A 23,580-nucleotide genomic window follows, 5' to 3' on the forward strand; every position below is an offset into this window, starting at 1 on the left:
CCACCATGGACGGGATTGCACAAATTATTATTACTGTGTCACAGTTTTTCCGTAACAACCTGACTCTGATCGCCATCGCTTTAACGGCAGTGGCCGTAGTGTTTGGTGGCAGGACATTGTCAGCCTTATGCAGTAACTGGACTGCACGGATGCACGGAGTGTTGAGAATACCGGTTCGGGCAGCGTTTAATCTTGCCCTGTTTGGCGCGGTTTTTTCTTTTGTGCCTTACTGGCTGGCGAGCCTGCTGGCGTATTTCAACAACTATACGCTGGCGCCGGTACTGCTGGCCCTGTTCATTCTGGTGGGGCTAGCTTCAGACCGTTACACTCGCTGAATAGTAATCATTTTTCGCCTGCTCACTGTGCTATTTTTAAGGTTCACGACTGCGGTAATGTGACACGCCTGACTTAAGACGTGGCAAAACAAGCTGATAGAGTTCAACAGCCTGGTTATTTGTCTCAGTAGAAAAATCATTACAACCTTCATTCTGAAAATGACCAAACTGATTATTACAGGTACTTCCGATGGATTTGTATGAGTTGGCCAGACAATGCAATGGCGTTGTTGGTTGGAAATTCTCCCAAAGTAACATAAAAGCAGTAAGGCTTGGGGGGGCTGGCATATGCGCTGCACTGAGTGCTAGCTGGATAAACTATCACGCTCATGATGATAGTCTGGCTAATCATTTCAGGTCAGGAGGGGTCGGTCAGCCGGATATTCTTCCAATACATAACATGATGTTTTTGCAGGAGAGTTTCAATAGTCACAGGATCCAACTTTCCAAAGCACAGACCCAACAACTGACCAACAGACAGGATCATCAACTGGCTGCCACACAGAAATGGTTCAAAATGCACGGCATGATACTCTTGACGATAGCCCGGGGGCATTCTGCTCACCAGGATGTCGAGTACAGTATTATCACCTCTCTTGCAAAAAGTTATTCCTGCTACGCATACGTTATTTTTGGCGATGTATTTGCCAGCCATTCTGTTGCAATCTGGCTTGGAGGCTCTAACTATATCAATGGAGATATCTGTTTTTTTGAACCGAATTACGGTGAATTCTGGTTCGAAAGCAAACAGGATTTTTTCCGGTTTTTTCCCGCTGCTTTTTATCAGCTCCGAAACTCAGATCGTAAGTGCAATGAAAGTTGGATCGTCATGACTTATGCGTTGTCGAATAGAGCATTGTAGCGCTTCTGGTTAGGGAAGTGGCAAAGCAAAATTTACCAGAAAGGCATCATTTAATCAGCGGGTTATGCAATAGCGGCTTGTCCAACCACCGCAATGCTTTTCCATTGGTTAAGTTTCTGCTTTAGCAGAATAATACCCACCACAAAAGTTGCTAATTCACTGACGGGGGCAACGACCCAGATACCCTCAGATCCCATCACTACAGGCAGAGCCATCAGCAATATAAAGCTCAGTACACCACCCCTCATTAACGACAGCGTTCCGGCAAGGCGTGGCTGTTCCAATGCTGTAAAGAAGCCGGAAATAACAATGTTGGCACCCATCAGGATAAACGCCAGACAGAAGACTTTCATAAACTGGTGCGACAGGCTGATCAGTTGCGCATCATTCAGGAACAACGCTGCCAGATGGTGACCAAAGAAGAAAATACCTGCGTAAGCTGCCGTACATATCATCAGGGCTGTTCGAATAGTCAGGTTGATGGCTTCAGTGATGCGAACATAATCCTGCCTGCCACGCAGAAAGGTGACGATAGGCTGCATGCCTTGAGTCAGGCCAATCATGGTCAGTAGCATCAGGTTGTTGGCATAGCCGATTACACTGAACGCCGAGAGTTCAGACGTACCAAGGTAAGCCAGAATCATGTTGTTGAACAGAAGCAGAATTAAACCTGCAGACATTTCGGTAATGCAGTCTGGCCCGCCAATTTTCACAAAGCGGAATAGCTCCCTGAGTTTCGGCATGACTCTGACAAATTTCAGAGTCCCCGTTTTGCCGAGGTAGCCAGTGAAGTGAAGCAACAGCAGTGTCGCCTGTGTCATCTGGGCGCAGCCTGTGGCGATAGCCGCTCCACGCAGACCCATACCCAGCCGGATCACCAGTATATAATCCAGAACAATGTTCATCGCTGCCGCCACACAGATCACCATCAGTTCCAGTCTGGGGAAACCGTCGACCTTGACAAACACTTCCATGGAATAGGCGACAAGGTAAAAAGTATTGAATAGCAGCAGGGTTTGCAGATATTCCACCACCATAGGAACCAGCTCATCCTGAGCGCCCAGCAAAACAGCGATATCTTCAATGAAAATATAACTGAGCGTACAAACCAGGGCGCCAAAGATCAGCAATGCATATATGGTGCTGGAGAACAGACGACTGGCGTCTTCATGTTTACCTTCGCCGCGTTTGGCGCCCACAATAGTGGCCGAGCCAATGGTGACCAGAATGGAGATGGCGAACATGATGCTGATATACGGCATCGACAGATTAACAGCCGCCAGAGCATCAGCGCCGACACCCCGCCCGACAAACATGCCATCGACCATGGTGTAGAGTGCAAAAATCCATACGGCCATCGTGGATGGAACCGCATATCGAAAGAGAGTTTTTCCTATGCTACCTGATTGCAGGTCAATGGTTTGAGACATGTTTAAATAAGCTTTGAGTGGAGTTATGGCTTTCAGCCAACCTGGTATTAGCTTAAAGTCTTGAGCGGTTCCAGAGTCAAGCAGTTGCCTGAAGTGCTGTTATTTTTATTGGTTTACCTCAGACAAAAGTGGTTTTCCCTAATTCTGGTGCGGTTGTAAAATGTCGGATAAACAAAACCAAACACTTCATGACTCCTTCTTTTAATCCAGTAAAAATTTGTGTTCACAAAGTTCTTTTCAGCAAATATATGAATCTCTCCATGGGCAGAGGCATCGTAAAAGCGGATTATTGCATTTTTATTCAGGCTTTCTTTGATTCTGTTTTTTAATTTCTTTCTTGTATTCATATGTACACCAGAATTTGCCTTAAAGTGTGTAAAGGCTCCTATAACATAAATATTTTTGGCATTTCCACCACCACCTGTGCGCATCATCTGCAGCATTTGCTCCAGAAGTTCAGGTTCCGTATCGACGGTAACATGAGCGCCTACCAGCCCGTTTGGCAGGGCGGCAGTAATAGAAGCACACAAGCTGATATTCGGGTAACAGATTCCACAGTATGCCGAGCCAACGAACTCCTCTCTGAGGACGGTGTAATTAACATCATTTCTGGTACGGATAGGCATAATTGCATCTCATTGTTCACAGATTGAGTTCTTTGCAGCAAAATAACGTTGTTGAACATTCTAATATTTTTAAAGCTCCCTTGTGTCGGCAGTTGTATGAAGCTATATCGAATCGGAGAAATCAGTCAGTTATACGGCATCAGTGTCGATACCCTGCGGCATTACGAAAAGATGGAAATTCTGATGCCCGAACAAGTAAGCGACAGTGGTTATCGCTACTACTCCAACCGGCAGATCTGGCAGCTGAATATCATCCGTACCCTGCGGCAGCTGGGCATTGGGTTGTTAGATATTCGCGATTACATGAGCCATCGGACCCTGGATAAAAGTCAGGCTCTGGTGGAATTTCAGCTGGACACCATTGACCAAAAACTGCGGGAACTGAATCGCCTGAAACAGGAGCTGGAAGATCGGCACTATTATTTTCAGGAATCACAACAGGTGAAGATTGGTGAAATACAGCTCAAAACACTTCCTGTGCGAAAAGTCTGGATTGAGATGCGTGACGTTCGGACAGTCTGGGAAATTGATCGTCTGCATAAAGAGATAGAACTGAATATTGAAGAGTCACGACTGAGCTATTTTGCCTGGGGACGTGCCGGAGCTTTTATCAGTGAAGGCGATTTTCACAAGGGCAATCATACCCATTACAACGGCTCTTTTATTATCGACAAACTGGCTGATAAAGAGATTCCGGCAGGAGATTACCTGTGTATGCATTTTCAGGGTGAATACAGCCAGCAGAATATTGATGAACAGTATTTCAGAATAAAAAATTATATGAAAAAACAGGCACTGGAGATCGATGGTCCTGTGGTGGAAATCTACAAGCTCGACATCCACGAAACCGATGATGAACAGGAATATCTGACTGAGATACAAATTCCGGTAATAGCTCAGGAAGAGCGGCTATTTCTGGAAACTAAAGCGAAATAACCGTTCCTGTCGACATTGTGCAATCAGGCGATCCGCTCAAACAGCAGATCCCAGACACCATGACCAAGACGGTGACCTCGTTTCTCGAATTTGGTCAGTGGTCGGAAATCCGGCCTTGGCGAATAAGCCTGAGTTCCTGCCATGTTGCTGAATCCTTCTGCACCACTCATGACTTCCATCATCTGCTCTGCGTAATTTTCCCAGTCAGTCGCCAGGTGAATGACTCCGCCGACTTTCAGTTTCGGACGCAGCAATTCAATAAATTTTGACTGAACCAGACGACGCTTGTTGTGGCGTTTTTTATGCCATGGGTCTGGGAAATAAATCTGTACCCGGGACAGGCTGGCGTCTGGAATACATTGTTTCAGCACCTCTACAGCGTCGTCGTTGTAAGTGCGAACGTTTGTGAGTCCGGCGGTGCTGGCTTCATTCAGCAGGCTGCCAACGCCGGGACGATGCACTTCAACACCGATAAAGTTTTTGTCGGTTTCTGCACCGGCCATGGCAGCCAGGGACAACCCCATGCCATAGCCAATTTCAAACACGACAGGTGCTTCCCGGCCAAAGGTAGCGGCTATATCCAGAGTGCCGTCGTTCAGCTCCAGACCCCATTTGTTCCAGCATTCATCCATTGCCCGTTGCTGACCGGCGGTCATACGACCCTGACGCAGCACAAAGCTTTTTATTTCCCGGCGTTTGCGGGGGACGATGGTCTGTCCGGTTTCTTTTACAGAGTCCGCAGACTCGTTGGAGTTGATCGAATCACTCATGAGGCATTCATAGTTCTAAATGGAAAACCGGCGTAAGATACCGATCAAAAGATCATTTGAAAATAGCAAATAGTGCCAATGCCAGCCAGCCCAGCAGGAACGCCACCCCGCCAAGGGGCGTAATCATTCCCAGCCAGCCGATGCCCGTTAAGGCCAGTGCATAGAGACTGCCGGAAAACAGAATAATGCCAGCCAGAAAGCTGTTGGCACTCCAGCGCAGTAGTTTTGAACTGGTAAAGTGAAGACCAAGCAGGGCAATAAGGATCAGGGCAAGGCTGTGATAAAACTGATATTCAGTACCGGTTACCCAGGCATTAAACAGCCGCTCGGGTAGCTGTTGTTTCAGGCTGTGAGCACCGAAAGCTCCCAGACTGACAGCAATGAAGCCACTGATCGCACCGGACAGAAGATAAGGATTAGCCATAGTGTTGAGTATTTTAGTGTTGAGTATTTTTGTTGTTGAGTCGCACCAGAGCCACCCACTTTTGTTACCTGTAAAAGTGGGTGGCAAAAGTGATCAGATATTGAATGACTGCAATGATTTACCAGTGTCTGGCAAATCAATCACGGTATCTGCTGCCAGCAGTAAGCCGTCCTGAAAATAACGGTTGCTGCTTTCATGCTCACCAAGATGTGCCAGCAGCCTGCCCAGCTCATTGTAAGTATCAGCACGTTTGCTGAATCTCAGGCTGGCTTCAAAGTACTCACGGGCTTTCCCCCAGAGTTCGTTGCGAAGTGCCAGACGACCGGCACTTAATAACAGATCCGGATCGTTTGGACGCTCTTTCAGTAATGACTCCGTGAACAGAAGCTGTCGCTTCAGGTCATTGCTGCGAATTTTACCGTACAGAAGAATCAGGTCTGCGCTATAACATCTGGGCAGATGTTCCCGCAGGATCGGTGCCGCTTTTTCTTCCAGCCCGAGCTGAACCAGGCTGCTGGCATAGCGATACAGAATAACCGGGTCTTTGCGCTGAGCGAAACTCAGGTCGTTCCATATTCGTTGCAGAGGTTTTGCCCGTTCATCGTCAGTCATTGCTCCGCGGCTGTTATTGCTGGCTTGTTCAAACAGAGCTTCAAACGATTGCAGTTCCAGCTCCCGGTACTCATTATCATCAATGACTTTCAATCGTTTCAGTTTCGGCAGCAGAGCGGCCAGTGACTGCCAGTCATGTAAACGACAATAAACCTGTTTCAGGAGTTTAAGCACAAATGCGTGACGAGGTTCTTTTTTGTGCAACCGTTTAATGGTGGCAAGAGCCTGCTCCAGCTGTCCGGCAGACAGCTGGATCTGTGCCTGGGTAATACCAATTGCCAGGTCTGCACCGGGTGCTTTGTGGTCAGCCCTGCGAAGGTAGTCGGAACAGGCATCGTGATGACCGGCTTCATGGGCGGCACGGGCTGCCGCCAGATAGGTCAGCAAAGGTGTTTCACCGGCTTCTGCCGCCTGAACCAGCAGTTTTTCTGCTTTCTTCCAGTGACCATGGGTGAACTCGGCAAAGCCTCGAATGCTCAGCTTGCGGGCGTGCCGCTGTTTTGCGATGGCAGTGAAGGGGTAGATAAAACTGGTGGCACCAAACATCATGCGAACCAGCCCGGACACCAGCCAGACGACACCCACCAGCAACAGTATCATCAGGCACAGACCCCAGAGTGTGCTTTCAAAGGTCATGTTTTCATAGGCGATCAACACATAACCTGTGTCGTTTACCATGATGTTGGCTAACAACAGGCAGCCGAAGAGCAGAAGCAGGAACAGGGCAAACGCTTTCATGAGGTGTGTACCCCGCTGTCAGCTTCTTGAGCTTCATCAGGCGTCGATTCGTTATCGGGAGCCGTTTCGGTTGAGTCCCGGGAGTCTGACGGTTTCTCTGAAGACTGGAACTGCTCGATGGCATCCAGAGCCCGGTTAATATTCGGCAGGTTTGGATTGACAGTGACAGACGACAGGGATTGCAGTTCTTCCAGCATACCCAGGGAAGCATCGCCTGACATTTCAAAGTAACGTTCTACCCAGCGTTGCGCCTGCTGCAGGGATTCATCATAAATACCCTGCTCTTTTGCCAGCAGTGCCAGCTTTGTCTGTTCGATAAGGAGCCTCAGGTTCTGGCGCATCAACAGATTGTCTTCAGCCGTCAGCAGAGGAGTGACAGGGGAGGTCCGGTCGGTTGTGAAACGGAACAGGCTGGTAAAACTGTCCCAGGTATTTTTGAGCATGCCGAGCAGAACGGTTTGCCAGCCACTGTTTTCTGTTTCCGCCAGGAGAGTTTCTGCCGGAACCGCTTCGGTCTGACTGTCAGGCTCCGGTTTATTAAAGCCCTCAGGCTGCAACAGGGGCAATCCAGCAACCTGACTGCTCAGGGCGGAGAGGCGAAGGTAAATACCTTCCTGGTCCAGGTGCGGCACCATACGCAATACTGCAAGGTCCTCGGCCAGTGCTTCCCGGATCGGGAACAGGCTGTAATCGTCCAGTTCCAGAAGAATGGTGTCGGCATCCTGCAACAACGCCTTGGCACTGATAACGTCGGAGGTCATTAACAGCTTCTGGTTGGCAAGGCGCAGCAGGTATTCCACTTCTGCCAGCTGCCAGCCATCCTGGTTGCTGCCTGCCAGCTCGCGGACATGACGGGAAAGGACATCAATACGGTTCAACAGACGGTCATTACGCTGTTGCAGGGCTTCTATCTGCTGGTCTACGGGAGAGAGATTATGAATGGTTTCCGTCAGCCTTGCCTGTTGGCGGGCTATCTGGGACTGCAACTGTTCCTGTCCACTTTGCAGGGCAGGCTGACTGTCTTCCAGTGTTTTACCCCGCCAGCCGATGTAAGCCGTGGATGCCAGTGCTGTCAGCGCAATCAGTAATGCCAGCAGGGCGACCAGCAGTGGGAACCGGGAAGGTCTGGCAGCTTTGGTTGCAGCCGTTTTACTGCTTTTTTTGTTTTTACCTGGAGTGTCCGGTTTTACATCCGCCACTTCAGGGCTTTTGGCTTGTTCGGAGTCTTTAGACTGTTTGCTCACATTATTATTGCTCACAAGATTGCTCACAAAAAAGTTTCATCGTTGATCTTCTCGAGAACCGATAGCATGGCGGCATGGTCGGCACCTGTTGCGGTATAAACCTGTCTGAACCCCAGTGATTCAGCCAGTCCGGCGACCCGTTGACCCGGAATCACCAGCCGACAGTGTTCAAGCAGGGTCCGGGGCAGATACTGGCGCAGGTTCCGGACGGTTTCGCCACTGCCCGCAAGAATGACATTAATACCATGATCTGCCAGCTGTTGTCGCACTTCATCGGGCTGATAGTCCGGGCAAAGGCGTTGATAGACCTCAAGAGTATCCACCTGTGCGCCCTGCTGGCGCAATGTCTTTTCCAGAAAGTCCCTGCCGCCTTTTCCCTTGATCAGTAACATGCGCTGCCCTGTGATGTCCTGAAAACCGTCCAGGGCCAGCAGACTTTCGCTGTTGTTGCCTTGTCGGGAGCAGACGGCGGGTACATCCAGTTGAGCCAGAGTGTGGCGGGTTGTTTCGCCAATGGCAAACCATTGCTGATGAATGGGCCGTTGTGGCCAGTAGTTTTCGATCAGTTCCAGCCCGAAGCGTGCGGCGTTCTGGCTGATGACGATTACCTTTTCGTAATGGTCCAGCTGCAGTACCCGGTCGCGAATGGCCTGAGTCTCAGCTAATGCAACAATGCTCAGCATGGGCAGGACAAAAGCTCTGCCGCCTTGCTGGTGGATACGTTCAGCCAGCTTGCCACCCTCTGGTTGAGGGCGGGTAACCAGAGCCCGAATTCGGTTGAGTGTTGCGTCAAAATAGCAATCAGTCATGCATTAATTCACCGAGGATTCTGTCGGCACCTTTTTGTAGCAGTTTTTCCGCAACCTGAATACCTGCCGTCTCGCCTTCACTGCGGTGACAACGGGTCTGAGCTTCCAGAAGTACACGACCATCGGGTTGACCGACCAGTCCCCGGATAAACAGTTCATCGCCCTGCAATTCGCAATAGCAGGCAATCGGCACCTGACAGCCTCCGTTCAGGCGACGGTTCATGGCGCGTTCAGCCAGTACCCGGTCAGCAGTGTCCTGATCGTGCAAAGGGGCAAGCAGTTGTTTGATGGCGTCATCGCCAATGCGGATCTCGATGCCAACAGCGCCCTGCCCAGCCGCAGGCAGACACTGTTCAGTGGTCAGGCAGTTGCGGATTCGATCGGCCATGTCCAGACGAATGAGACCGGCGGCAGCCAGAATGATGGCGTCATATTCGCCATTATCAAGTTTGGCGAGCCGGGTGTTGACGTTGCCACGCAGAAAACGGATGGTCAGGTCCGGGCGGAGCTTCAGTAACTGGCATTGACGACGCAGGCTGGAGGTTCCCACCACGGCACCTTCCGGTAATTCGTCAAGACGGTTGTAATGGTTGGAAACAAACGCATCCAGCGGGTTTTCCCGTGGACAGATGGTCGATAGTCCCAGGCCATCAGGAAACGACATGGGAACGTCTTTCATCGAGTGTACGGCAATATCTGCACGTCTTTCCAACAATGCGTTTTCCAGCTCTTTGACAAACAGCCCCTTGCCGCCAATTTTTGCCAGGGGAGCATCAAGGATACGGTCGCCTTTGCTGGTCATTTTCACCAGTTCTACACTGAGCTCCGGATGGAAATGCTCCAGACGTTCTTTGACATATTCTGCCTGCCACAGAGCCAGAGCGCTTTTTCGGGTAGCGATTCGGACGGTTTTCATGAATGGTGTTACTGCCTGTCTGCCCGACAGTGTGACGGGCTTGTTATTAATAATGGTTATTAGTAATGGTTTTCGAATGGTTCAGATAATACGACAGGACGGAGGCAGACCCCAACCGCTCTATAGGGTCTGCATGATTTTTTTCATCAGGGGAACATGGCGTCGACTGACAGAGAGTGGTTTGTCGACATGGGTCAGCTGAAGGCTGTAATGCCCGTTTTCATCCCTCAGCATCCGCTCGATCAGGCTTTTGCGCACCAGAGCGTTGCGGTGAATCCGCACAAAAGTGGCGCTGAGCTCCAGTTCCAGATCTTTCAGCGGATCGTCAATCAATGTTTCGCCATTCTCATGGTAAACGGTCACGTATTTACTGTCGGCCATAAAGTAATAGACGGAATCCAGTGGTACCAGTTCGATACCTTTCAGGGTTTTGGCTGAAATGTGGCTGCGCATGCTGCTGCCCTGCAGCGAACCCTGCAGCTGGTTCAGCTGAGCCCGGTTAACGTTGCTGGCACGATTGAGAGACTGTTGCAGGTCTTCTGCCTTCACGGGCTTGAGCAGGTAGCCTACAGCCTGTACGTTAAAGGCTTCGATGGCGTGGTTGTCATAAGCGGTGCAGAAAATAATGGCAGGCGGCTGTTCCATTTCGGTCAGAAGGCCTGCTGCTTCGAGCCCGTCCATTACCGGCATGCGAATATCCATCAGCACAATATCGGGCTGATATTCCCGGGCGAGTTCTATGGCTTCGTAGCCGTTGCTGGCGTCTTTTTCCAGCGGCTGAAACCCTTCCAGACGGTTGAGCAGATGGCGAACCCGGTCTCGGGCCAGAGGTTCATCATCGGTAATCAGTATTTTCATGCTGTGGATAACTTATTTTCCGGGTAGCTGATAATGGTTTCGTAAATCTCTGCTCCGTTGTTCAGGGTCAGATGTGTGTCAACGCTGGCATGGTTGCCATAGAGCAGCTGCAACCGTGACCTGATGTTTTCCAGTGCCAGCCGATTACCCTGTTCTACCGCCTGCTCGCTGTTTTCCGGCACCGGGTTCTGTACCCTGATAGTTACTTTATCGTTATCAAGCGCAATATCTACACTCACCGTGCCGCCCTGCTGTCTTGGCTGGATGCCGTGGTAAACCGCGTTCTCGACAACAGGCTGCAATGTCAGGGGGGGAATTGACAGGGTGGCTGGCAGGGTTTCAGGTAAATTGTGAAAACGCCATTCGCTGTCGAGACGGTCGCCGAGCCGGTGCTTTTCTATTCTCAGATAACCTTTGCACAGTTCGATTTCCCGGCTCAGGGGAATCAGGTTTCCGGCTTCCTGAAGACTGGAGCGAAACAGATCCGACAGGTCCTCCACCGCTTCTTCTGCTTTGTCCTGATTGATATGAATCAGGCTGGCAATGCTATTCATGCTGTTAAACAGAAAGTGCGGGCGTATACGTGCCTGCAACGCCTGAAAGCGTGCGTTGGCGTTGGCAATTTCCTGCCGGGAGGCTTCATGCTGAATATAAAAATAGCGCAGCAGCATCGCGGTCATGATGAGAGCGATAAAGCCGTGGCGTAACAGCTGGGTCCAGTCAGGATAAGTCAGCAGAAAAGCATCTCTCCACAGGAACCACTGTGCCAGTAAGGTCACGACAAGGGTTATGGCAACAACGGTCACCAGAACCACAGAGACAACCACAGCCATTGGCAAGTTGAACAGTAACCGTCGAAGCTGGCAGAGTACCGTCGCACTGCACAGCACAATCCACTGCACAAACAGTGAGGTGGTGGCCAGCCGGTTCCAGTCAAAGCCCTTGCTGTCAGGAAGATTGCTGCCGGGAAAAGCCAGTACCTGGGTTAAAACAAACAGTTCGGCAACTAGCACCAGCATAAAAACCGCCGAGGTGTGACACAGGTCGGGAATAAACAGGTTGTCTCTGTTTTTATTATTGAGAGTGGAGTCTGGCATGGGCTGATTAAATTGTTCTTATTGAAGCCTGTTCTTATAATGCCGTAGCCGGAGCTGTAAGTGCAAAGCTCACAAACAGCCATGAGCGGAAAATGCGGCTCACTCCGAAACATGAAAATGACTGAGGAGTCTGGGAGAGCTGCATTTTCATAGTAAAGAAAGCAAAGAGGTTAGACATGTCTGATAACAGTAATCAGCAGTGGGGCGGGCGGTTCAGTGAAGGAGTGGATGCGTTTGTGGCACGATTCACGGCATCCATTGATTTTGATCGTCGCCTGTATCAACACGATATTGCTGGTTCAATGGCACACGCCCGCATGCTGCACAAGGCAGGCATTCTGACCCGTGAAGAACAGGACGCTATTATCAGCGGTCTGGAAGGTATTCTGGAGGATATTAAGCAGGGCAATATCGACTGGTCCGTTGAGCTGGAAGATATTCACATGAATATCGAGGCGCGCCTGACGGATCGAATCGGGGATGCCGGTAAAAAACTGCACACAGGACGTTCCAGAAACGATCAGGTAGCCACGGATATACGTCTCTGGTTGCGTGATGAGATCGACAATATTGATCAGGAGCTGAACCGTTTTCAGCACGGGTTGCTGGATCTGGCAGAGCGTGAAGCTGAAACCATTATGCCCGGCTTTACCCATCTGCAAACGGCCCAGCCTGTTACCTTTGGTCATCACCTGATGGCCTGGTATGAAATGCTGACGCGTGATCGTGAGCGTTTGCAGGATTGTCGTAAGCGTGTGAATGTTTCTCCCCTGGGTGCAGCGGCACTGGCGGGTACCACTTATCCTATTGACCGTGAATTTACCGCCCGGCAACTGGGGTTTGACCGTCCGACCCGTAACTCTCTGGACTCTGTCAGTGACCGGGACTTTGCCATTGAGTTCTGTTCTGCAGGCGCATTGATCATGACGCACCTGTCCAGAATGTCGGAAGAACTGGTGTTGTGGACATCGGCCCAGTTCAATTTTATTGATCTGCCTGACCGTTTCTGTACCGGATCATCCATTATGCCGCAGAAGAAGAATCCCGATGTTCCAGAGCTGGTGCGGGGCAAAACCGGACGGGTTAATGGTCATCTGATATCGTTGCTGACCCTGATGAAATCCCAACCCCTGGCTTACAACAAGGATAATCAGGAAGATAAAGAGCCACTGTTTGATACGGTAGACACACTGAAGGATTGTCTGCGGGCATTCGCTGACATGGTTCCACATATCGAGGCGAAAAAAGCGTCGATGGCAGACGCCGCCCGTCGTGGTTTCAGTACCGCGACCGATCTGGCGGATTATCTGGTAAGAAAGGGAATGCCTTTCCGCAATGCCCATGAAGTGGTGGGCAAGTCGGTGGCTTATGGTATTGAGCAGGGCAGAGACCTGTCTGAAATGACCCTTGAAGAATTGCAGGTATTTTCTGACACCATTGAGGCGGATGTGTTTGACGTGCTGACTCTGGAAGGTTCGGTCAGCGCCCGTAATCATATTGGCGGCACTGCGCCGGAGCAGGTGCGGCAGGCGGTTCGTTATGCCAGAGAGTTATTAAAAGTCTGAAGTCTTCTATCGGGCCGGGTGTCACTCATGGACTGCATCTCTGGTCAGTCGATGACCCCGAGGCCGCATTGAGGTGAACACTCCATGTCCCGACTCCAATGAGTCAGTGCGTTTTTTTCAGAGAGGCTACCTCTTCAGTGGGTAGCACTTTCCGACACGCTCTGTCGTACAGTGATTGTCCAATATAATAAAGACCTGAAGAAACAGTGGCTGCAGTTGCCCGAATTATCTGACAGGAACGGGTAGCCAGTTTTTTTATCATCGGCCACAGAGTTAAAGCAAGCATTACAGTACTAGAAACATGTGTAACCTTTTTTGCCCAGGGGTTACTGCCTAGCTCAACAAGGCTACGCTCCAGAGGTCTGATGCCCGACAGGTAATCAACATAATAACCGTTATAAGGGGTCTGCTCGAACACTTCCTGGGCAAAATGCATACAGTTTTGGGAGATAAGGTCGTATTGGCAATCTCCCGTGTCTTCCCGGCACTGTGTGATTTTAACGTCCAGAAAGTCGGATACCTTCTGATACTCACTTTCATCAAGTGGAAAATGTATGCGTTCACTGCTGACCGGCTGGTTCCCATAGGCCTTATACTCATCCACTAGCGAAGCTTCCTGAGAGAGTAAACCTAAACGGTAGGTGGTTGCCATATACTTGTTGTATTCTGCCGCCGGCAGCACCCAGGCAGAAGACTTCATTGCTAAAGATATGTCAGGAATGTTACGGAGTTCGCTGAAATTAATACTGCCGGTGCTCGAAAATGTACAGCCGGAGGCAAGGTCAAAAAAAAGCACTGAACCGTCTTCGTCGAGTCTGAAGGGGCTGGGTAAATCAGTCAGCTCTCTAGCCAATGCCGCTGTATTCTGTTTTCTACCTCTTGGGTATCGGCCTACTGCCCGACCCGATTCGTCTCCTGTACGAATTAACTCCACAAAAGTATGACTTCCGGTACTGTGAATTATCAGTCGACCAAAAGCCTGATCGCTGCTATTTTTCTGAGCATCCAGAAAAGCCTGAATATCTCCCTTCACGTGACTGGTTCGCAAAGAGTAAAGTAAAAGTTGCACGACCATTGTTATCATGCTCGATGACATTAATGCCGTCAGGGAGTAAGTTTCTTTCGTAGTGATGGCGTTGTCTATTTCCGCATCCAGCTTGATTAACAGGGCATCAAGGCACTCATTAATAGCGGCGGAGAGAGCCGGATTGACTTCAAGCCCCTGATTAATCAGTTGCTCTGCCCGTTTCTCAATTAACTTACCCAGCTCAGGCGTGCTATCAAAAAATAAAGTGTCACCGGATTCATCAAAGGGTAACTGGCAAACGTCGGAAGTTTGGTTCCAATAGTGGTGGAATGTTTTCTTAAAAAAATGCCTGCTTACCCCCTTATTATCAAGACCAAATGGCTTTTCCAGGGATTCTGGTGTGTAAGCGGCAGGATTGGATTTTCCGGTTGAAAGGTCAGCGTCCCCTTTGGTTGGACAAACTGCTAAAAGCAGTTGCCTGAACATCTGTCGTCGGATATCCGGTGGGACTTGCAGGATTTTCATTTCAGGAGAAGGCAGGTCAGGTTTAAGGGCAGGAGCCACCGAGTTCCTTTCTGTCACTTTTCGACCCAGCAAAGACCCCAGCTTCTGACAGCCATTATAGATGCAGTCGGGTATAAATCTGGTCAGCTGGCTTCTTACACTGACCGAAAAGGTGGCAGTTTTCCCCTCAGCTCCAGCTAGCCTGAGGGCTGTGGCTTCATCTTCAGCTGCAACAGGAACACCGTCTGCGGGTCTGGACACCGGAACATTTATACTTTGACTGTCTGTGATCATCATCTCATCCTTGAGAACTTTAAGCTTTAGACGCTGCCACAGCGATTTTGTTCCCATCTCAGGCCAGACAGTCTATTTGGTTATATCCACCAGTACTTCGAGTTTCGCAGGGGCGGTTTTCGAATCTACGGTCATATTAATTCGGTCACTGCCTACGTGAAATAAAAAGTGGAACGATAATGCAAGAAAGCAAAAGATGGAACTATCCGTAGGTATGACGATCACACTGATTACCAATGTTTTGTTTGTTACAATCCTCCGTTATTTCTCCTTTAATTGGACCGATGTATGAGTCAGCTTCTCCACCAGTTGCTTCTGGATCAGGCAGAGAAAACACCTGATGCCAGGGCATTGGGTATCAAAACACAATGGTATGATTATGCATCTGTTGCCAATCATGTGAAACGTGTTGCCACTGGTTTGCAGCAGCTTGGGCTGGCTCGTCATGAAAGGGTCGCCATTTACCTGCCTAAAACAGCAGAAGCCGTATTCAGTTTTTTTGGTGCAACCGCTGCGGGTGGTGTCATGGTTCCGGTGAACCCGGTGCTGAAGGCCCGGCAGGTCGTACATATTCTAAAAGACTGCAATGTCCGCATTCTGGTGACGAATAAAGCCAGATATAAACAGCTTCAGCCGTTGCTCAGTGAATGCCATGATCTGGTTCGGGTCATTGTAGTCGATTCTGCTGATGTTGATGGTTCGACATTGACCTGGAATGGTTTTCTGGGAAAGGCTGAACAGTGGTTGCCTCCATCCAGTATTGACGCTGACATGGCTGCCATTCTCTACACCTCCGGCAGTACAGGCAAACCCAAAGGGGTTGTATTATCTCATCGCAATATGGTGACTGGTGCGCACAGTGTGGCAGAGTACCTGCACAATACAGCTGACGACCGGTTGTTGTGTGTGCTGCCATTCAGCTTTGATTATGGTTTCAGTCAGCTGACCACAGCCTTTTCTGTGGGGGCGGGTTGTTATCTGCTCGAATACCTGTTGCCAAGGGATATCGTAAAAGCGGTAGAAAAGCAGGGTATTACCGGTTTGGCGCTGGTTCCGCCGCTGTGGGTTCAGCTGGCTGACCTGGAGTGGCAGGAAGCGGGTCATGGTTTGCGCTATTTCACCAATTCCGGTGGCGCTATGCCGACTGCAACCTTGTCTACTTTAAGAGAAAGATTACCCAATGCTTCTCCGTATCTGATGTATGGACTGACAGAGGCATTCCGTTCCAGTTACCTTGATCCCTCTGAAGTTGACAGGCGTCCGACGTCTATGGGGAAGGCGATTCCTAATGCCGAACTGTTAGTGGTTAATGAAGAGGGCGATGAGTGCCAGCCCAATGAGCCCGGTGAACTGGTTCATCGCGGTGGTCTGGTGGCAATGGGGTACTGGAATGATACAGAGCGTACAGCTGAACGTTTCAAGCCAGCTCCTATGGCGTTTAAGGAAATTCCGACACCTGAACTGGCAGTATGGTCAGGGGATGTTGTAAAGCGGGACGACGATGGCTTTCTGTATTTTATTGGACGTCGTGACGATATGATCAAAACGTCTGGCTACCGTGTCAGCCCCAGCGAGTTGGAAGAGGTGGTTTATGCTTCTGGCCTGATTTCTGAAGTGGCTGCCATTGGTCTTGCTCATGCTCGTCTGGGGCAGGCGGTGGTTCTGGTGGTCGTGTGCGCAGATGGTCAGGTGTTCGATGAAAAAGCCATTACCAAATATTGCCAGCAGCATTTGCCCGCCTACATGGTGCCTGCAAAGGTGATCGAAAAGCAGAGCCTTGCCCGCAACCCGAATGGCAAGATTGACCGGAAAGTATTGACTGAAGAGTACAAAAGCCTGTTCAGTGCAACAGGAGTGAAGCAATGAGTAAAAAACATGACCGGCTTGAACGAATCAATAGTCGTAACAATGAGTTGTTGATAGCTGACAGGAAAGCTTCGGAGCTGGTTGATATTGTGGGTGGGACACCGCTTTATGTTTACAGCCGGACAGAACTAAACGACAGAGTTAAAGCGTTGCGCGCCGCCATGCCGGAAGCCCTGAAGCTGCATTATGCGATTAAGGCAAACCCTATGCCTGCGGTTGTGCAGCATATGTCATCCATGCTGGATGGTCTGGACGTTGCCTCACATAAAGAGATGCTGGTGGCCCTGGGAACTGGCGTTGTACCGGAAACGATCAGCTTTGCCGGCCCTGCCAAACAACCTGGCGAGTTGAGGGCTGCGGTTGCCGCAGGAATTGTCGTGAATGTTGAATCAGTTCTGGAGCTGGAAAGGCTTTATGTCATCAGTGAAGAGCTGGGTATCCGACCCAAAGTGGCATTTCGTGTGAATCCGGATTTTGAACTGAAATCCTCTGGCATGAAAATGGCTGGTGGACCTAAGCAGTTTGGTATTGATGCGGAATTAATGCCGGATATCCTGTCAGGTCTGGATACAGCAAACATTGATTTTAAGGGTTTTCATATTTTCTCAGGTTCACAGAACCTGAAAGCTGATGCGCTGATAGAAGCTCATGACAAGACATTTGAGCTGGCTGCCAGGCTAACAGCGCTGGCACCGGCAAAAGTGGAACACGTCAACATTGGTGGTGGCCTTGGTATCCCCTATTTTCCTGGTGAAAAGGCGCTGGATGTAACACCTGTCGCTGAAAACCTTCAGCGTTTGCTGGATTCCCGGAGTGGTGATTTCCGTGACACTGAAATTGTTATGGAGCTGGGACGATACTTCGTCGGGGAAGCCGGTTACTACCTCTGCAAGGTGACAGATAAGAAAGTGTCGAGAGGTCAGACTTACCTGATGACAGATGGTGGCTTACATCACAATCTGTCTAATTCGGGTAACTTTGGTCAGGTCATTCGCAAGAACTACCCTGTGTTGATTGCCAACCGTGTCGATGGTGGTAAAACAGAAAAAGTCGAAATTGTCGGCCCTTTGTGTACACCGCTGGATATTGTCGGCGCTAAACTTGAACTTCCTGAAGCAGAAGTTGGGGATCTGATCGCTGTATTCCAGTCTGGCGCTTACGGCGCAACAGCCAGTCCGCAGGACTTTTTAAGTCATCCACATGTCCGGGAGTTACTGATCTGATGTCTGCACCTGCACTGCCTAAAGCAAAAGTCAGGGCTGCAACGGCTGAAGACTTTGATGCAGTTTATCCATTGTTACAGGAGCTGAACAGCACGCGTTTTACACGTGAAATCTGGCAGAGACTGTTTACTAACCTCTGGCATGAGGAAGACTGGAGTCCGGGCTATGTGCTGGATAATGGCGAGGAAGCGGTCGGTTTTCTGGGTGGGCTGAACTCGACGACAGTTCTGGATGGAGAAACTCACACAGTGTGCAACCTGACGGCGTGGATTGTTAAGGATGAATACCGTAGCAACTCCATCATGTTGCTTATGCCATTTCTTAAACGCAAGAATACCAGCCTGACCAGCCTGACCTCTTCTCCTGAAGCTTATAAGGTGTATAAAAAGCTGGGGTTTAAGGATGTCGAGATAGAGTGCCGGATTATTTATCCACTGCCGTCTTTTAACAGGCAGTACAAAGTGCTTTCAGCAAAAGATGAAGTGCTGGCGGTATTAAATGAGAAGGAAAAAAAGGTATTTACTGATCATGAAGGGCTGGATGTAAAGCAGGTAGTGATCCGTGATGGGCAAGAGTATTGCTATCTTTTAATGACCCGGCGTTTGGGGCGTGGGCATATTCAGATGATCAGCAATGTAGAGTTATTCAGGAAGGCAGTTGGGGTAACGTGCGGATCAATCTGCAAGAGCATTGATGTTAAGTCGTTGCAGGTCGATGAGCGTTTTATGGCGGGGCAGAAGATTCTGCTGTCTCGTAGAAAGGTGTTTCCACAGCCTAAGCAGGTTCGGGGTAAGCTGTCTGCTTTACAGGTAAATGCTGCTTATTCTGAGCTTTCAGTACTGGCTACACCCTGAGGTGTAGCCAAATCAGTCTGCTGTTCAGGAACGATCCTGATTTACATAATTCAATAGGCTTCCTACTGTTTCGAATATTGTTGCATCGATATCATCGTCTGCTACGTCTATTCCGAAAGATTCTTCTAAAGCAGTGATGACACCGACAACGGCCATTGAATCGAATTCAGGGAGTGCGCCGAGAAGTTCGGTTGATTCATCGAAGTGACTGGTATTAATTTCCAGAACTGTTTCAAGTAGAGCGTTTAGTTCTTCAATTTTTGGCATTTAAGTTACCTGATGCTGTCAACAATGTCAGCTTTGCTGTTTGTTTGATTTCAAAGAAGTTAAAGGTAAAGTTTAAAGCTGGATTTGTTATTTTAAATTAAATAAAAAGCTTTAGTATTAGTAAAAGAGTAATTTAAAAATAGACCATCATTGTTTACCAAAAGATAAAGTGTCATAAAAGCTATTCCATTCGTTAGCTGATAGTAACCCCGTATCAAGCATATCTCTCTTAATGACATTTATCTTGATCTGCAATTTTTTATTTATTTTGTTTTTTGATTTCAGGTATTTTAAACCGGTGTCAATCCAACAAATTTGACCATTGAGTTTTGACATAACATTTTGAAAATGAAGATCTCGATAAATTGCACCATTGCTAGCCATTGTGTTTATATCATTGGCTATCTGAATCAGGATTTTCTCTAAAACTCCTTTTTCCCTGAAGGCAATAGTATGATGCTCAACTGGCAAATAGTCTTTAAGGTATTCAGTAATGAGCAGCTCATTTACGTCATGACTCATTGGTGAAATACCCCAATATTTTATATTGTGTACATTTATTCCGAGTTGCTTTAAAAAATTATTACCTTTTATTTCATCATAAGATTTTGATCGGGTGGTTAATAGTCTGAAGTTGTCACGGAAATAGCTGCTTACTTTGACTGTTTTATAGATATCCATTCCCTCTTTGTAAACAGCAGAATATTTGCTTTCATAAATTTTATTGTCAGTATCAATATTTCTTTTACCTTCGTATGATCCTATGTTTTTACTATAGAATTTTTTGTTACGAAAAATAACGGTATCTTTAAGCATCATCATTTATAGATTCTATGAAAAAAAGTTCATTGCTTCGAACAGATTTTCGGAAAAAAGGATCGTGGCCATAATTTGATGTTTTTCTGTCAATGAAAATAGACTGGAGTACAGAGCGAATTTTTTGTTTCAGTTTTTGTGGGCGACGAAGGTCATGCATCATTTCAAGGGAGACAGCTTTGGCAAGCTGGTCTTCCTCGTTAAGTGGAAAAGAAAACACACTTTCAATTTTTGTTACTTCGAGTGAAGGAGGCAAAGATACGGATGTATGAGCAGGGCCAAAAGGGTGCATATCTGTTGTGCTTAGATGGTTTGTATATAGAAGTAAGTGATCAGGATGGTGATTAGATTTTGAAAGGGCTTCTCGCAAAGCAGAAGTTGCTGCTTTGTGATCGGGGTGTGAGTCTAACTGTTCATGCGGAGTAATAATTGTGGTAGGTTTGATCTGATTTATTAATTCTACAAAATCCTGAACAAGGTTGACCCAAGTTGGGTGACCACTATTATCTGAAGAAAGCTTGAAGGCATTAAACTGTCGAAAAACACGGGTATCTGTTACTTCACTTGTTTGGGATAGGACAGGTATTAAAGGAGATTTCTCCATCGCTGGCAGCTGTTTGCAAAAATAGCCAAGCTGAATTGAATTAGAAAAAGGTTGATTGCCCCAGACTGGAACAGTCAGGCTATCCCAGCTTCTTACTAACCCTTTTAGCCTGGAAGCAATTTTTGAATTAGAAGAAAAGTGCTTGAAAGTATAAGGTTCCACTTCGCCAGCTGTAACAGTCACGATGTGACTATTTGTATTACTGTATAAGCCAAAGGCAGCAATTTCTGCATCGTCGGCATGAGGGGCAATAACCATAATACAATCAAGATTAATATTGGAGTTGTTGAATGTATATAATACGGCGGAGTTGCTAATCGAACAGTAATTTTGCTCAATAGTTATTTCGTAACTTCCAAAGCTCTCGACTAGTGATGTGATATTTAAGAATCGCTTTCCATTGACTGATCTTTCAAAATAATGTTGAATCTGCTTATCTTTACACGATATTTTTACGTACGGATCTAAAAACTTCCCCGTAAGCGTAGATTTTGAAAAGACTTCAATAAGGTAGGTAGTTGGTTGGTTACTTGATTCAAATGAAAAAGTACCTTTTTCAATTGTTATAGATTTTGCATTTACGTCACTAAATTCATAAGTATAATCTTCGTTAGTATTGTACCATATGTGATCAGAAAAGATAATCTGATGCAGTAGCCAGATTATAACTAATGCAGGAATAATAGCTTTTAAACCAAAAGCCAGTGTCATGATAAGAATGATTGATGCTGATATATAGATACTTTTTCGTTGCATTAATTGTAACCAGTATCGTTTTTAGAATTAATGATATTTAATTATTTTTATCAAGCTATTGATGTCAGATAGCAATCCGCCACGAGCTAAGTACTTAAAGCTTTTACTCAATTTTGATTTGCTACCTTTGTTCCAACTTCCATCAAATAAATGTTTGGCGTAAACATTTTTTGGAAGTGAGTTTTTCTTTGCTGCGCCAAAGCTTCCAATAGGAAGCTTTTTTTGATTATTTATTGTTTCCTCATGGTTTTTTGAATCGAAACCATATTCCATAAGAATGTTACTAACTATATTGACATTAACCATTTTTTTTAAATTCTTATGGTCAAAGGATAAGCTGTGATATTTAGTTAACATCTGTTCAGGAAGCCAATGGCCTGCACTACAGCCAATGGTTGAAGTTCCAAAGCGACCTATATCTTCCAAACCAATAAAAAAATCATACTTTAACAGAGGTTCAAAGCTTCTAAATACTTCGACGTCAGTATCAAGGTAAATTCCTCCTTGATTATAGAGTGCAAACATACGCACATAATCTGAAACAAAAGCATATTTTTTATGTCTGTAAGCCGATTTTATAAATGAGTTTGATTCGACATCAAAATTAGACTCATTCCATAAGACTAATTCATAGTCGGGAAGGTGATATTTCCATGAGGCTATGCATCGCTTAATTGTTAAATTAAATTGTGATTCACCAAACCAGCAAAAATGTATTTTTTTTGGTACTTTATTCAATGTTTATACTCTAAAAATAATAAAATCAGCCCTCAATAGAGGGCTGTGAAGAATTAGCTATCTTGAGTTACATTTGGTTTGCTTGTTTTTTCTTCATAAGAGTATTCAAGCTCAGTAGTGACTTTTCTTGATAAATCTTGATCCTTATTCTGCAATGTTTCACGTTTAGCAGCCAGTACTAAACCAACAGGTAGCCAGAGAAAAACCCAGTACTCATGAGGACGAGTAACAACTTTATGTACATCAGTCAACATTGCTATAAAAGAGAAAGCTAGTAACCCAAATGCTATTTTTGTATGCTGTACATTCAATAATTTAAAGCTTGCAACAATTACTGAACTCATTGAAAGAACATAAAGAAACAATCCAACTAAGCCTGTTTCATAAGTAATAAGAACAAAGCCACTATGAGGATGATAGTAAGTGAAATTAATAAGGGGATTATAGAATGCCATATTAGCATCAGCTCCAAAACCAATAACTGGTTGCTCTGCCAGGACTTTAGCTATTGCTTTTTCCCAAACAAACCAGCGATTACTGGTCACTGACGCCATAACACTATCAAAATTTTCAGAATTCAGGTTTAGAGAAGATACATCGGTCGTAAGAACAATAAGCGCTATTATACTTGTAACTGAAATAAGACATGCAGGTAAAATTAGTTTGGGGCGAAGAGTCAGCAGGCAAGCAATAATAGCAAAAACAACACCGACAAGTGGACCTCTTGATCCAGTTAAAAATACATAGGAGAAAAAAATTAATGTAAATAAAGAGAGAATAGTTACTTTTGCTTTATTATTTTCATTCAGCAATCTACCAAATGCCAGAATGGTAAATGCTCCAAAATAGTTAGCTGATTGGATAGGAGTGCTGAACTTACCAAACTCGCCAATCCCCATTTCATGTATCCTTGTCTCTCTGTATGAGAAGCTTGCATCAACACCAAAGAGTTGAATATAAAAAGTGATAATTGCTCCTACTGCAACGACCAGCATAGCAATATCAATAGCGTGCAATAGATACTTAGGTCTTTTAAGATAAAGCAAGGTAATTCCAGCGAGATAAACCATAACATATGCTCCATTTCGAACATACTTATTGAAGACACCGGATTTGTCAGAGGTTGTCCATAACGCACTAATAACAAAGTAGAGTATGAACAAGACGATAAATAATTCTTCTTTTGTTTTGATCACCTCTGTGCACCTATTTGCATATGTAGCAAGTAGCAAAAGGCAGGGGAGCATAAACCACAGGTTAATTTGTGCTGCATGACTGCTTCCTGAGGGGAGCCACATGTTGCCTGATAGTTGTACAAAAAGACCTATGGATAACCAGACAAGTAAAATTGCTCTAAAGCGCTGTAAGATCGGAAGCTGATCAGCTTGAGGATATGACATAAAAAAAGA

Annotated in this window: 23 protein-coding genes; 7 read left to right on the plus strand and 16 right to left on the minus strand. The window is 46.9% G+C overall.

What is annotated here, in order from left to right; translation table 11 throughout:
• The first annotated feature begins 5 nt into the window (after positions 1 to 5).
• Positions 6 to 335 (plus strand): DUF3392 family protein, encoded by a 330-nt coding sequence (locus NX722_RS20635; RefSeq protein ID WP_262564746.1) that lies wholly within the window; start codon positions 6 to 8, stop codon positions 333 to 335.
• Between the two features lie 190 nt (positions 336 to 525).
• Entirely contained in the window at positions 526 to 1,197 is a 672-nt protein-coding gene (locus NX722_RS20640; RefSeq protein ID WP_262564747.1) for a YopT-type cysteine protease domain-containing protein, read from the plus strand.
• Positions 1,198 to 1,259: 62 nt separating this feature from the next.
• On the opposite strand, the gene NX722_RS20645 is transcribed toward NX722_RS20640, so the two are convergent.
• Positions 1,260 to 2,627, minus strand: a complete 1,368-nt coding sequence (locus tag NX722_RS20645) for an MATE family efflux transporter (protein ID WP_262564748.1) — start codon at positions 2,625 to 2,627, stop codon at positions 1,260 to 1,262.
• Positions 2,628 to 2,740: 113 nt separating this feature from the next.
• Positions 2,741 to 3,157 (minus strand): hypothetical protein, encoded by a 417-nt coding sequence (locus tag NX722_RS20650; protein WP_265442373.1) that lies wholly within the window; start codon positions 3,155 to 3,157, stop codon positions 2,741 to 2,743.
• 192 nt (positions 3,158 to 3,349) lie between these two features.
• On the opposite strand from NX722_RS20650, the gene NX722_RS20655 reads away from it, so the two are divergent.
• Positions 3,350 to 4,189 carry a MerR family transcriptional regulator gene (locus NX722_RS20655; protein WP_262564750.1) on the plus strand — a complete coding sequence of 280 codons (840 nt, stop codon included), beginning with the start codon at positions 3,350 to 3,352 and terminating at the stop codon, positions 4,187 to 4,189.
• A 23-nt stretch (positions 4,190 to 4,212) separates the two neighbouring features.
• Here NX722_RS20655 and trmB read toward each other — a convergent pair whose 3' ends face one another.
• The 8 genes from trmB to NX722_RS20695 all read right to left on the minus strand — a co-directional run bounded on the left by trmB (position 4,213) and on the right by NX722_RS20695 (position 11,657).
• A complete protein-coding gene (gene trmB / locus NX722_RS20660) occupies positions 4,213 to 4,959 on the minus strand; it encodes a tRNA (guanosine(46)-N7)-methyltransferase TrmB (protein ID WP_407648021.1) in 747 nt (248 codons plus the stop codon).
• Positions 4,960 to 5,011: 52 nt separating this feature from the next.
• Positions 5,012 to 5,383, minus strand: a complete 372-nt coding sequence (locus NX722_RS20665; protein ID WP_262564752.1) for a DUF423 domain-containing protein — start codon at positions 5,381 to 5,383, stop codon at positions 5,012 to 5,014.
• A gap of 93 nt (positions 5,384 to 5,476) precedes the next feature.
• Positions 5,477 to 6,733 (minus strand): heme biosynthesis HemY N-terminal domain-containing protein, encoded by a 1,257-nt coding sequence (locus tag NX722_RS20670; RefSeq protein ID WP_262564753.1) that lies wholly within the window; start codon positions 6,731 to 6,733, stop codon positions 5,477 to 5,479.
• Positions 6,730 to 7,977 (minus strand): uroporphyrinogen-III C-methyltransferase, encoded by a 1,248-nt coding sequence (locus NX722_RS20675; protein WP_265442374.1) that lies wholly within the window; start codon positions 7,975 to 7,977, stop codon positions 6,730 to 6,732. Before NX722_RS20675 ends, NX722_RS20670 begins: the two co-directional genes overlap by 4 nt.
• 23 nt (positions 7,978 to 8,000) lie before the next feature.
• Complete coding sequence (locus NX722_RS20680; protein ID WP_262564755.1) at positions 8,001 to 8,786, minus strand: uroporphyrinogen-III synthase; 786 nt, start codon at positions 8,784 to 8,786, stop codon at positions 8,001 to 8,003.
• Complete coding sequence (gene hemC / locus NX722_RS20685) at positions 8,779 to 9,702, minus strand: hydroxymethylbilane synthase (protein ID WP_262564756.1); 924 nt, start codon at positions 9,700 to 9,702, stop codon at positions 8,779 to 8,781. Before hemC ends, NX722_RS20680 begins: the two co-directional genes overlap by 8 nt.
• Positions 9,703 to 9,822: 120 nt before the next feature.
• Positions 9,823 to 10,560, minus strand: a complete 738-nt coding sequence (locus tag NX722_RS20690; RefSeq protein WP_262564757.1) for a LytR/AlgR family response regulator transcription factor — start codon at positions 10,558 to 10,560, stop codon at positions 9,823 to 9,825.
• Positions 10,557 to 11,657: a sensor histidine kinase gene (locus NX722_RS20695; RefSeq protein ID WP_262564758.1), complete on the minus strand. Its 1,101-nt coding sequence runs from the start codon at positions 11,655 to 11,657 to the stop codon at positions 10,557 to 10,559. The genes NX722_RS20690 and NX722_RS20695 overlap by 4 nt, the downstream gene beginning before the upstream one ends.
• Before the next feature lie 176 nt (positions 11,658 to 11,833).
• Between NX722_RS20695 and argH the strand changes: the two genes are divergently transcribed.
• Complete coding sequence (argH, locus tag NX722_RS20700; RefSeq protein ID WP_262564759.1) at positions 11,834 to 13,222, plus strand: argininosuccinate lyase; 1,389 nt, start codon at positions 11,834 to 11,836, stop codon at positions 13,220 to 13,222.
• Between the two features lie 103 nt (positions 13,223 to 13,325).
• Here the strand turns inward: argH and NX722_RS20705 are convergent, their stop codons facing one another.
• Complete coding sequence (locus tag NX722_RS20705; protein ID WP_262564760.1) at positions 13,326 to 15,050, minus strand: hypothetical protein; 1,725 nt, start codon at positions 15,048 to 15,050, stop codon at positions 13,326 to 13,328.
• Between the two features lie 285 nt (positions 15,051 to 15,335).
• Here NX722_RS20705 and NX722_RS20710 point away from each other — a divergent pair, with 285 nt between their 5' ends.
• The 3 genes from NX722_RS20710 to NX722_RS20720 are packed head-to-tail and all read left to right on the plus strand — an operon-like array spanning position 15,336 to position 18,990.
• The gene (locus tag NX722_RS20710; RefSeq protein WP_262564761.1) at positions 15,336 to 16,913 is read left to right on the plus strand and encodes an acyl-CoA ligase (AMP-forming), exosortase A system-associated; all 1,578 of its coding nucleotides are present in this window, start codon (positions 15,336 to 15,338) and stop codon (positions 16,911 to 16,913) included.
• Positions 16,910 to 18,136 carry a pyridoxal-dependent decarboxylase, exosortase A system-associated gene (locus NX722_RS20715; RefSeq protein ID WP_262564762.1) on the plus strand — a complete coding sequence of 409 codons (1,227 nt, stop codon included), beginning with the start codon at positions 16,910 to 16,912 and terminating at the stop codon, positions 18,134 to 18,136. The genes NX722_RS20710 and NX722_RS20715 overlap by 4 nt, the downstream gene beginning before the upstream one ends.
• A complete protein-coding gene (locus NX722_RS20720) occupies positions 18,136 to 18,990 on the plus strand; it encodes a GNAT family N-acetyltransferase (RefSeq protein WP_262564763.1) in 855 nt (284 codons plus the stop codon). Before NX722_RS20715 ends, NX722_RS20720 begins: the two co-directional genes overlap by 1 nt.
• A 24-nt stretch (positions 18,991 to 19,014) precedes the next feature.
• Here the strand turns inward: NX722_RS20720 and NX722_RS20725 are convergent, their stop codons facing one another.
• The 5 genes from NX722_RS20725 to NX722_RS20745 form a co-directional block, all read right to left on the minus strand.
• Positions 19,015 to 19,257, minus strand: coding sequence for a phosphopantetheine-binding protein (locus NX722_RS20725; protein WP_262564764.1), 243 nt, complete (start codon positions 19,255 to 19,257; stop codon positions 19,015 to 19,017).
• 147 nt (positions 19,258 to 19,404) lie between these two features.
• Complete coding sequence (locus NX722_RS20730; protein ID WP_262564765.1) at positions 19,405 to 20,079, minus strand: protein kinase family protein; 675 nt, start codon at positions 20,077 to 20,079, stop codon at positions 19,405 to 19,407.
• Positions 20,066 to 21,433: a PIG-L deacetylase family protein gene (locus tag NX722_RS20735; protein WP_262564766.1), complete on the minus strand. Its 1,368-nt coding sequence runs from the start codon at positions 21,431 to 21,433 to the stop codon at positions 20,066 to 20,068. The genes NX722_RS20730 and NX722_RS20735 overlap by 14 nt, the downstream gene beginning before the upstream one ends.
• Positions 21,434 to 21,460: 27 nt before the next feature.
• The gene (locus NX722_RS20740; protein ID WP_262564767.1) at positions 21,461 to 22,171 is read right to left on the minus strand and encodes a glycosyltransferase family 32 protein; all 711 of its coding nucleotides are present in this window, start codon (positions 22,169 to 22,171) and stop codon (positions 21,461 to 21,463) included.
• A gap of 53 nt (positions 22,172 to 22,224) precedes the next feature.
• On the minus strand, positions 22,225 to 23,571 hold the full coding sequence (locus NX722_RS20745) for an O-antigen ligase family protein (protein WP_262564768.1): 1,347 nt from the start codon (positions 23,569 to 23,571) through the stop codon (positions 22,225 to 22,227).
• Positions 23,572 to 23,580 lie beyond the last annotated feature (9 nt).

The organism is Endozoicomonas gorgoniicola (assembly GCF_025562715.2).
Classification (GTDB): domain Bacteria; phylum Pseudomonadota; class Gammaproteobacteria; order Pseudomonadales; family Endozoicomonadaceae; genus Endozoicomonas_A; species Endozoicomonas_A gorgoniicola.

Excerpts from the sequence above, each read along its gene's own strand:
- NX722_RS20725 (WP_262564764.1), bottom strand. The coding sequence starts at position 19,257 with ATGCCAAAAATTGAAGAACTAAACGCTCTACTTGAAACAGTTCTGGAA.
- NX722_RS20745 (WP_262564768.1), bottom strand. The coding sequence starts at position 23,571 with ATGTCATATCCTCAAGCTGATCAGCTTCCGATCTTACAGCGCTTTAGA.
- NX722_RS20645 (WP_262564748.1), bottom strand. The coding sequence starts at position 2,627 with ATGTCTCAAACCATTGACCTGCAATCAGGTAGCATAGGAAAAACTCTC.
- NX722_RS20720 (WP_262564763.1), top strand. The coding sequence starts at position 18,136 with ATGTCTGCACCTGCACTGCCTAAAGCAAAAGTCAGGGCTGCAACGGCT.
- NX722_RS20735 (WP_262564766.1), bottom strand. The coding sequence starts at position 21,433 with ATGCAACGAAAAAGTATCTATATATCAGCATCAATCATTCTTATCATG.
- NX722_RS20715 (WP_262564762.1), top strand. The coding sequence starts at position 16,910 with ATGAGTAAAAAACATGACCGGCTTGAACGAATCAATAGTCGTAACAAT.
- NX722_RS20680 (WP_262564755.1), bottom strand. The coding sequence starts at position 8,786 with ATGACTGATTGCTATTTTGACGCAACACTCAACCGAATTCGGGCTCTG.
- NX722_RS20665 (WP_262564752.1), bottom strand. The coding sequence starts at position 5,383 with ATGGCTAATCCTTATCTTCTGTCCGGTGCGATCAGTGGCTTCATTGCT.
- NX722_RS20635 (WP_262564746.1), top strand. The coding sequence starts at position 6 with ATGGACGGGATTGCACAAATTATTATTACTGTGTCACAGTTTTTCCGT.
- argH (WP_262564759.1), top strand. The coding sequence starts at position 11,834 with ATGTCTGATAACAGTAATCAGCAGTGGGGCGGGCGGTTCAGTGAAGGA.
- NX722_RS20705 (WP_262564760.1), bottom strand. The coding sequence starts at position 15,050 with ATGATGATCACAGACAGTCAAAGTATAAATGTTCCGGTGTCCAGACCC.
- NX722_RS20710 (WP_262564761.1), top strand. The coding sequence starts at position 15,336 with ATGAGTCAGCTTCTCCACCAGTTGCTTCTGGATCAGGCAGAGAAAACA.
- NX722_RS20730 (WP_262564765.1), bottom strand. The coding sequence starts at position 20,079 with ATGATGATGCTTAAAGATACCGTTATTTTTCGTAACAAAAAATTCTAT.
- trmB (WP_407648021.1), bottom strand. The coding sequence starts at position 4,959 with ATGAGTGATTCGATCAACTCCAACGAGTCTGCGGACTCTGTAAAAGAA.
- NX722_RS20670 (WP_262564753.1), bottom strand. The coding sequence starts at position 6,733 with ATGAAAGCGTTTGCCCTGTTCCTGCTTCTGCTCTTCGGCTGCCTGTTG.
- hemC (WP_262564756.1), bottom strand. The coding sequence starts at position 9,702 with ATGAAAACCGTCCGAATCGCTACCCGAAAAAGCGCTCTGGCTCTGTGG.
- NX722_RS20640 (WP_262564747.1), top strand. The coding sequence starts at position 526 with ATGGATTTGTATGAGTTGGCCAGACAATGCAATGGCGTTGTTGGTTGG.
- NX722_RS20690 (WP_262564757.1), bottom strand. The coding sequence starts at position 10,560 with ATGAAAATACTGATTACCGATGATGAACCTCTGGCCCGAGACCGGGTT.
- NX722_RS20655 (WP_262564750.1), top strand. The coding sequence starts at position 3,350 with ATGAAGCTATATCGAATCGGAGAAATCAGTCAGTTATACGGCATCAGT.
- NX722_RS20695 (WP_262564758.1), bottom strand. The coding sequence starts at position 11,657 with ATGCCAGACTCCACTCTCAATAATAAAAACAGAGACAACCTGTTTATT.